We start from the raw sequence: 8879 nt of genomic DNA, 5'->3' as shown, positions 1-8879 counted from the left end.
CACCGGGTATTGAGTTCACGCAGCCGTTAGGTATCGGCTCCGCTCAGCCACCGGGTATTGAGTTCACGCAGCCGTTAGGTATCGGCTCCGTTCAGCCACCGGGTATTGAGTTCACGCAGCCGTTAGGTATCGGCTCTGCTCAGCCACCGGGTATTGAGTTCACGCGGCCGTTAGGTATCGGCTCTGCTCAGCCACCGGGGTAAAGAGATATTATAGGTTTACAGTTACGTAATAATCCACCTGCTCGCTGTGGCGTGGGAGTTGGAAGCCGTACCTGAACTGAATTAGACAAAATTAATTGGATACCAAAAAAAGAAGACTTACAATAATCGCGAAAATCCACTATGGGGTGAAAGGTACGATAGAACTATTGCTTACAAAACCAGCAAGCTAGTTATTTACTTTGGTCAATAATTTTCTCACTTCTTTTTTGCATGGTTTCCTGATTTCCTAAAAATTTATGGTCAATATAACTGAACACTACACCTGCTACTATTCCGGAAAACAGTGAAGCAGGAGTAATAAAGAGCACTTCTATTCCCATAAATTTAAAGAAGGCCACAGCAATGGCCACTGCAATACTTATCAATCCACCAATCAATACGCCTCTTGCTGTTGCAAAAGGGATAAAAAGCGCCATAAAAAACAACACAAAAAGTGGGGAAACAAAAAGATTTACCACCTTGACAACAACATCATACAAATTGCCTTCCACCCGGCTAATCAAGAGACTTAGGGCAAGGGTGAAAATACCAACAAAAAGAGATAGAATTCTAATCCTTTTGAGTTGATTAACTTTTTTAGGTTTTGCCTTCCTTGAAAATCTTTTGAAGAGGTCTTCAGAAATCACAGAGGAGGTAGCACTTAGTCCGGAGGATAAACTGGACATAGCAGCAGCTAATATTCCTGCTGCGACCAATCCGGAAATCCCAATGGGGAGCCCTACCAAAATAAATTTTGGAAACAAAATGTCTGCATGGGTAGCTACTGACTCTCCGGCACTAAGAAATTGCGGATTGTCCAGGAAATAGGCCAGCACTGCAAGGCCAACAAGCCCCAAAAGAAATTGTGCTACAAAAGAGGTGATCAATGAGACGGCAAAGGTTTTTCTTGCGGTTTGAATATTTTCCGTAGCGAGAAAACGCTGAATGGACATTTGATCAGAACCTGATGAAGCCACATACCAAATGACGGTCATCAGTAAGGCATTGCCTATACTCAGCCGCTCCCTAGCGTCTATTCCCCATTTGTATTCACCCCAGTGATCCAACCAATGTGTGGGTATCCATGAAGTAGCGGATCCAAAATAAATGCTTATCAAGACCAGGGTAAGGAAGGCACCTCCCAGCAGTACACAGGATTGAATCACATCTGTGAAGACCACGGCTTTTAAGCCGCCCATGGTGGTGTAAATAATGGTTACCCCAATTAATATTATACTTATCCAAAGAATGTTAGAGGTACTGTCTTCAAATCCGAAAATAGAAATAATGGCTGTGTTCACCGTAATAAAAATTATGGTACCCATCCAAAGAAAACGCAGGGATAAGAATAAAAAAGTAGCCAGTAATCGAATGCTGACACCCAAATTGATTTCTAGGATTTCGTAGGCAGAAGTCACCTTTAATTTCATGAAACGTGGAATTAGGAACCATCCTACGATATAATAGATTAATGGAAAGGCCAAAACTCCTGAAAAAATAACCGGCCCGTATTTAATCATCTCACCGGGGTAGGAGAGATAACTCAAGGAGCTGAGCAGGGTGGCAAACAAGGATAAACCCACGGCCACCGGGTTCATTTTTCCACCACCCAATAAGAAATCTTTTTCGTTCTTGTTCTTTTTTGAGAAAATATAGCCAATAAGCATCATTCCCAGCATATACACCAGTACAATTACCCAATCAAAAGTGGACAATTGGTGGGTAGTTTGCTCCATATGAAGCAAGGCAAAGGCAGCGGTTGCCATCACATCTGCATTTGCTGCAGCGTCCTGTTCATTGACCTCATTTTTTATTGGAGCGTCATTGCGGAGCATGCCAAGCAATAGAGGTTGGTGCTTCCAGTCCCCTTTGTGAGAAATAGCCATGGCCAAGGCCATTCTATCCCCCTTTTTTTCACTGTGCTGCAAGGCTAAAATTTGTGCTTCAATTGCTTTATAAGGAGCTGAATATTGATTTTCTGTACCTGTCCAATAATATGCCGCTGTCAATAAATGAACCTTTGCGATAGAATTGTCAGGTTCATCAAGGGCTAATGATGCCAGTTTTTTCCAGCTTTCTTCAGAGATTTCCCCTTCCATTTTCAAGGCATAAGCAGCCTGTAGTCTAGGTATTTCTTCCGGAATGCCTGATATTAAGGCTTCTAACAATGGGTTGTTGTCATTTTCTTCTCCCTGCATGCTTGCCCAAAGGGTATATACCCATAAACTTCCTTTTTCTCCATTGAGAATTTCCTCAGTAGTAGCTTTCGCTAATGTGCTAACGGGAACTCCGAGTTTAGCCAAGGTTTCAGCTGCATGAATTCTATCTGTAGCTTGTGGATCATTAAAAACCGCCAAGATTTTGTCAATGTACTGTTGTCTTTCCTGCTTAGTGAGGGCAGATTTAGCGAGCACCCTCCAAATGCCTATCCTATATGGAGGAAGCTCCCCAAATTTATCAAGCTGCTCTAAAAATGTTTCATATACTCCCTCGGGATCCCCTACTTGTAATTTGTATTCGGCAGCATGAACTTTCACCCATTGTTCTTCCTCATGCATCACCTTGTCTAGCACCTCATAAGAAAGGTTCTTATCGTCTTCTGTGAGGACATTACTTTTTTCTCCACAAGAAAAAAAGACGATTGAAGCAATTAAAAGGAAACTATATAAAGCGAATTTTTTGAGGGAGGAATTCATTAATCAATTTTATTTAATGAGGCTAAATAAGCTTTTTTTGCATCAAGGTCTTCTTTGGCAGAGGCACCAAAATAGATCAAACCCAAGGCTTTTCGACTTCTATCCAAACTGGTATTGGGAGCAGCTCTATGAATGGTAAGGGCATGATGGACCAGCACATCTCCCGGTTTTGTTGCGATGAATTCTTCATTCTCCAGATCTGAAGGAGTCCCGAAATCTAAGATTTCTTGTGAAAAACCTATGGTTCCAGACCTACCATGTGTTCTTACCCCATTTAAATGAGAGCCTTTAACATAGCTCACCCAACCATTATTTTGATCTACTTCTTCCAAAGCAACCCAAAAAGTTACTGCAGACATAGGGTCCAACATAAAATAATAACCGTCTTGATGGGGTGGAGTCCCCTTGCCAATTTTGGCTGGTTTGTTAAAGAATTCCACTGTTTTACCGATTACCGATTCTCCGAGCAGCGCTGTTGCCAGAGCAGAGAATTTACTTTCCAAGAGAATTTTTTCAAAAAATGGATCATATAATTGTAGATCTTGGATCATTTTAATCCCCTTTTTATTTGCCGCATCTTCAAATTTGTAATGCGCCGAAGGGATTTCATGCAACTTGTTATCCACAATTTCATTTAATTTTGACTTTATGGTGTCAATTTCAGAGATGCTTAGAAATTCCGGAAAATACAGGTAACCTTCTTTTTCAAATTTCATTTTAGTTGTGCCCTTCATAAAATTAGTTTTTTTATGGTTTGGTTTAGATTACATCATTATGCTCCTGAAAAGGGTATTTGTCCATAAGTGCTTTAATTTTCTTATTAAAAATTAAAAAATCTTCTTCCTTATTTAGCATTTCATTTTTTGGGTAGGAATAAAATCCCTCACCTTTGTCCATGCCTAATTTGCCGGCTTTTATCTTGTCATCTATTAATTCTGAGCTTGATTTTTCGTTTGAAAGCTCCGGGTTAAGGTCTTTCATCACCAAGCCATAAATAAATGTCCCCATTAAATCCATATACCGGAAGTTTCCGGCAAAAGGCAAATAATAGCCGGGATCATTGCGGCAAGCCCTGTCGATATCTATAGGTTCAGCATAACCCTTGTCTATCAGATGAAATGATTCTCTGGCCATCGCTGCCAGCAGTCTGCTTCTAATTCCTTTTCCTTTGCTTAGCAAATAGGGATCTTTGTCCCAATAAGCCTTAGCCAATTGCATTAATTCACCTACCGGTTCAGCCTTTGTCTTTTCGTTGGAAATAATTTCTAGAAATAAAGTTTGGTGTGCGGGATACACCCAGTTGAGGCCTATTAGTCGCTCAGGGTTTGGGAAACCTGCTTGTAATTCTGTTAAAGTATAGCTTTCAGAATTGATACCTATAAGTGTTGTTTCAGAGGCTAGACCTGATATTTTACCTAAAAGCGCCCTTTTTAGCGTTTTATTTTCAGGGCATTGAATGATAACCAGGTCAGCATTTGGTAAGGAGGAATAGTTTGGGTCTATGCAAATATTTTTTTGTGCTTCCATGGCCTTTGACAAGTGGTTGTTAGGCAATGGATTTTCCGAAAGAGAAACCTTATGTCCGGAATTGCCCAAACATAAGGCAATTCCGGATAGGTTTTTTCCTTCACCCACCAAAAAGATTTTAATTTCTGAAGGGATCATTTTATTTTTCATTCATTTTTAACAGTACCCGCTCAACACTTTTTAAAGCATATTGAATGTCTTCTTCGGTGTGAACCGCCGAAAGGTACCAAAGTCCCCTTCCTATGACACGAACGCCGTCGTCATGCAAACCTGAAATGAATTGTCCCAATTTGGCTTTGTCTAACTTCAATACATCTCTAAATTCACTGAGAGCTTCTCCTTCCGAGAACCCAGTATGAATAATTGGGCCAATTCCGGAAATAATCATATTGTGGCCAGTTTTTTTGGCAAGTTCTTTCAATCCGGCTCTTAACTGATCTCCTAATTCGTACATTTTGGCATAAGGATCTTCTCTTTCAAGAACAGAAACCGTCGCCATGGCTGCGGCTACAGTTGGATTGGCCGTATTCATGGTACCGGCATGTATCACCCTTGCGGAGGAAATTTCCTCCATCCATTCTTTTTTACCCACGATGGCACTGATTGGATAACCACTACCGATGGCTTTAGCAAAAATGGACATGTCCGGAGTAATGCCGAAATAGGTCTGGGCTCCCTTTAGTCCTATCCTAAAGCCTGTAATTACCTCATCGAAAATTAGGGCGATGTTATACTCATCACACAAATCCCTCAAACCCTGTAGAAATCCTTCTTTGGGTACAATGCAGCCATTGTTGCACATGATAGGCTCCGTAATAATCGCAGCAATTTCATGGTGGCTCTCCTCCAATTTAGCCTTAACTAAATCCAAGTCATTCCAAGGGAGTAAATGAAATTCATTGATAGCGTCCGGTGGCAAACCTTGGCTCCAAGGGCTTGGGGTGGGGGCTTTTCTTGGTCCCAAAGCTTCAGGAGACGGAGTGGAAATGCCAAAACAAACATTGTCTAACCAACCATGGTAATGTCCTTCAAACCTTAAAAATTTGCTTTTACCTGTTTTCGATCGGGCTACTCGAAATGCAGTTTGAACTGCTTCAGATCCATCCAAACAAAAACGCATCATTTCTGCAGAAGGGATAAGTTCCTGAAGCTTCTCTGCCAATTCAAGCTCCATGATATGCTGTCCTGCAAACAATTGCCCTTTGGATGAATAATCATGAACGGCTTTCAGTACTTCAGGATGGGAATGGCCCAAGATCAAAGGGCCTTGACTTAATGTGAAATCCCTGTATTCATTTCCATCCACATCATAAATGCGAGTGCCACTTCCATGGCTGTAAAATAAAGCATGGGGGTGATTGTATTTTCTAAATTCTGAGGAAACTCCTCCTGCCAATACATTTTTTGCTCTGGCGAGAAGGTCTGCGGATTTCTGGTACTTTTCTGTAGTCATTATTTTATTGATTTAATTCCGGATATTGCGCTGCCAATTGGAAAATTTCGTGGTTAAAGCTTTTAAAGGCTTCTTCCCATGCTGCAGCTTCTTTTTTTGTATAGTTGTAAAATCCTTTACCGTTATTTATTCCTTTACCTTTTTGTATCACAATTTCTTGCATGGTTGGCGGAACAGTTGAAGAATTGTCTAGTTCTTTAAATAAATTGTCAAAGATTTCTTTGAAATCAGACAAGCCTAGTTGGTCCATTCTCTTAAAAAGCCCCATATAAGTGATCCATGATCCTGCATCATACCTGAATGCTTTGTCGATATCCTCCATAGAGGCCTCCCCATTTTCTAAAATAGCAAACATTTCACGGTATACTGCATAAAGCATTCGATTGGTAACAAATCCTCGAATATCTTTTTTAAGGTAGGTGGGTTCTTTTTTCCATGAATAGGAGAGGGAGAGTACCCATTCTGCAGTTTTTTCATCGGTCAAAGCTCCTTTGGTAACCTCCAAGAAACGTGTCATATAAGCCGGTTCTGCCCAGTGAATCCCAATAAATTGAGAAGGGAATTTTACATTTTCTTGTAATTCACTGATTGGAATGGCTGAAGTGTTGGTAGCAATAATGGTGGAGGCTGCTGTATGTTTATTGATTTTCTTATAAACCTCAGTCTTTATGGAAATGACCTCCGTCACACATTCCTGCACCAAGCGGCAATGTTTTAGTTTATTATAATCTTCCGAAAGATGGAGCCGTCCAAGATAATGGCTGACAGCTTCTTTTAATAGGCCTGCTTCAGCTGCATGATTCAATTGGCTCTCTATACGATCCATAGCACCATCCATATCTGCCGGAAGTGGTGCAATGCCTATTACTTTGTGTCCACTTACCAAGAGGGAGACCAATATGCTTGTGCCCATTAATCCTAAACCTACTACACCTATTTCTAAGGATGAAAAATTGTTATTCTCTTTCAATGATATATGTTGGGTTGTTTTAAAATTGCCTATTTAAACCTGTTTTGATGGCTGAGATTCAATAGACGTGCTTTTGGTCAAATTTATTATTGATCTGTTAAATTCGCTATTAATATTATGTGGAAAAGTGATACTATTTTTTATTCCATTGATTTATTCATGGTTCTTTTTTTAACAATCAAATCTTGGGTGTGTTTTTTACTTCATTTCAGGAGATAAATCAAAACTTATCTCAGCTTGGGTAGAATTGTAGCCTGATATTCAACCGAAGTCCTTACAGAACCTGAATTTGGTTTTGATTGAACATGTGAAATTCGGGATTTTACTTGTATTAAATGCCAATTGTAGAATTTTTTTTTTTAAATTGGCTTAAAGAAAATGAGGGTGCCTGATATTTCTGGTAAAAGAGCGAGGGGTGGTGATAAATTGTAGGATAAGGCAAAAAAAAAGCCCGGTAAAAATTTACCGAGCTTGATGCAGTCTAAGATTGTTACTCTGAGAATAAAAACTTTTTAAGTTTTTCTTTACTTTCTCCTGTTTTTTGCTGCAATTTACCAAGAAGTTGATCTTCCTGACCCTCAGCATAAGCCAAATCATCATCGGTAAGTTCACCGTATTCTTCTTTAAGCTTACCTTTCATTTCGTTCCAATTTCCTTTTAATTCTAAATTAGATGCCATAATATTTTTATTTTATTTATTATAGATTAATACTTATTGTTATTGATCTATTTTGTGCAATATCCATACCAAGTTGCCACTAAGAGATTGCAATTTCTCTTTAAACGCTATTCTAAACTATTTTTACCTATGCTCTCAAGTAGTTTGTTGTTACCTTTGTAAGCGAAATAGGAAAGATGTATTTGAATAGAATGCATCGAAGGCATAAGCTGGATAAAAACCTCATTTAATGCAATAGCAAAGATTGGGGCAGGGTCTTTTGGGAGGGATAGATAGTGGTTAGTAAATTTAAAATGACCGCACCATTCCCTTTTAGTTTTTGTTTCAATTGTTGAGTAAAATTAATTTAGTAGTAGATGATAAAGGAAAAGATATTTTTGATTGGTTTGGTATGCCTTATGGCCTTATCCTGTACATCAAATGAAGACAAAAAGGGAAGGTTTTTGTTGAAAGGAAACAATGAATTGAAGGAAGGGAATTATAAAGGGGCAATTACTTATTATGATGAAGCGCTGGCGATAGATCCCGGATTCAAAGACGCATTTTACAACCGTGGCATGGCCAAGCATCAACAAGCAAAATATGTGGAGGCCATTGATGATTATTCTCAAGCGATCAATATTGACAACGGTTATGTACCGGCATTGCAACAAAGAGCTATTGCCCATCTTGATTTTGGAGAAAACTATAAAGCTTTAGAAGATACTGAATCCTTGCTTAAAATTAATAATGGAGATGGACAAGCCTACTTCATTAAAGGATTGGTTCATGCTGCCATGAAGTCTTACGAAGAAGCACTAAAAGCCTTTAAGGAAGCTATTGCAATTAATCCTGAAAATGCGGAATTATACATCAATAGTGCTACGGTCTATTACTATATGGGCCAACTTGATGCTGCAATTTTAGATCTTGAAAAGGCTAAAAATCTGGATCCGGCTGAGAGTAAATTACACAACCTTTGGTCTTTGATTCACTTTGAAAATGAGGCTTACAGTAAAGCACTTGAATCAGTGGAAAAAGCCATCCTTCTAGACAAAGACCAGTCTTATTATTACAACAATAGAGGTCTTTACAAATTGTACCTTGGCCGACCAGAAGAAGCATTGGAAGACATTAACCTAAGCTTGAAACAAAATAATAAGAATTATTACGCTATAAGAAACAAAGGAATTTATTATTTTAAAAAAGGGGAGATGGCTTTAGCCAGCAAGTTTTTAAATGAGGCTTATCAAGCGGACCCTGAAATGCCACTTCTCTCTGAATATTTGCCCCAATTAAAAGGTAATTTCGATACAGATTGATCCGGTAAAGAAAGCCAAAAAATCGTAGAATAGGTGTTTTTTCCTAGGTT

Annotated in this window: 8 protein-coding genes; 2 read left to right on the top strand and 6 right to left on the bottom strand. The window is 39.2% G+C overall.

From position 1 onward, the window contains the following. Window positions 1-203: hypothetical protein (locus tag Q4534_RS18730; protein ID WP_303614681.1), on the top strand; the 203-nt coding region annotated here is incomplete at its 5' end. 191 nt (window positions 204-394) lie between these two features. On the opposite strand, the gene Q4534_RS18725 is transcribed toward Q4534_RS18730, so the two are convergent. From Q4534_RS18725 to Q4534_RS18700, 6 genes are all read right to left on the bottom strand, one after another. Then, window positions 395-2899, bottom strand: a complete 2505-nt coding sequence (locus Q4534_RS18725; protein WP_303614680.1) for a sodium:solute symporter — start codon at window positions 2897-2899, stop codon at window positions 395-397. After that, window positions 2899-3633, bottom strand: a complete 735-nt coding sequence (locus Q4534_RS18720) for a phytanoyl-CoA dioxygenase family protein (RefSeq protein WP_303614679.1) — start codon at window positions 3631-3633, stop codon at window positions 2899-2901. The genes Q4534_RS18725 and Q4534_RS18720 overlap by 1 nt, the downstream gene beginning before the upstream one ends. Window positions 3634-3658: 25 nt before the next feature. Then, window positions 3659-4576: a 3-hydroxyacyl-CoA dehydrogenase family protein gene (locus Q4534_RS18715; protein WP_303614678.1), complete on the bottom strand. Its 918-nt coding sequence runs from the start codon at window positions 4574-4576 to the stop codon at window positions 3659-3661. Continuing rightward, a complete protein-coding gene (locus Q4534_RS18710) occupies window positions 4566-5879 on the bottom strand; it encodes an aspartate aminotransferase family protein (protein ID WP_303614677.1) in 1314 nt (437 codons plus the stop codon). Before Q4534_RS18710 ends, Q4534_RS18715 begins: the two co-directional genes overlap by 11 nt. Window positions 5880-5883: 4 nt before the next feature. After that, window positions 5884-6849, bottom strand: coding sequence for a 3-hydroxyacyl-CoA dehydrogenase family protein (locus tag Q4534_RS18705; protein WP_303614676.1), 966 nt, complete (start codon window positions 6847-6849; stop codon window positions 5884-5886). 490 nt (window positions 6850-7339) lie between these two features. Further along, entirely contained in the window at window positions 7340-7528 is a 189-nt protein-coding gene (locus Q4534_RS18700) for a CsbD family protein (RefSeq protein ID WP_303614675.1), read from the bottom strand. Window positions 7529-7884: 356 nt separating this feature from the next. Between Q4534_RS18700 and Q4534_RS18695 the strand changes: the two genes are divergently transcribed. Then, window positions 7885-8829: a tetratricopeptide repeat protein gene (locus Q4534_RS18695; RefSeq protein ID WP_303614674.1), complete on the top strand. Its 945-nt coding sequence runs from the start codon at window positions 7885-7887 to the stop codon at window positions 8827-8829. Window positions 8830-8879 lie beyond the last annotated feature (50 nt).

The sequence above is a fragment of the Cyclobacterium sp. 1_MG-2023 genome, assembly GCF_030546805.1.
GTDB lineage: Bacteria > Bacteroidota > Bacteroidia > Cytophagales > Cyclobacteriaceae > Cyclobacterium.
This window is presented reverse-complemented; position numbering and strand designations above follow the sequence as displayed.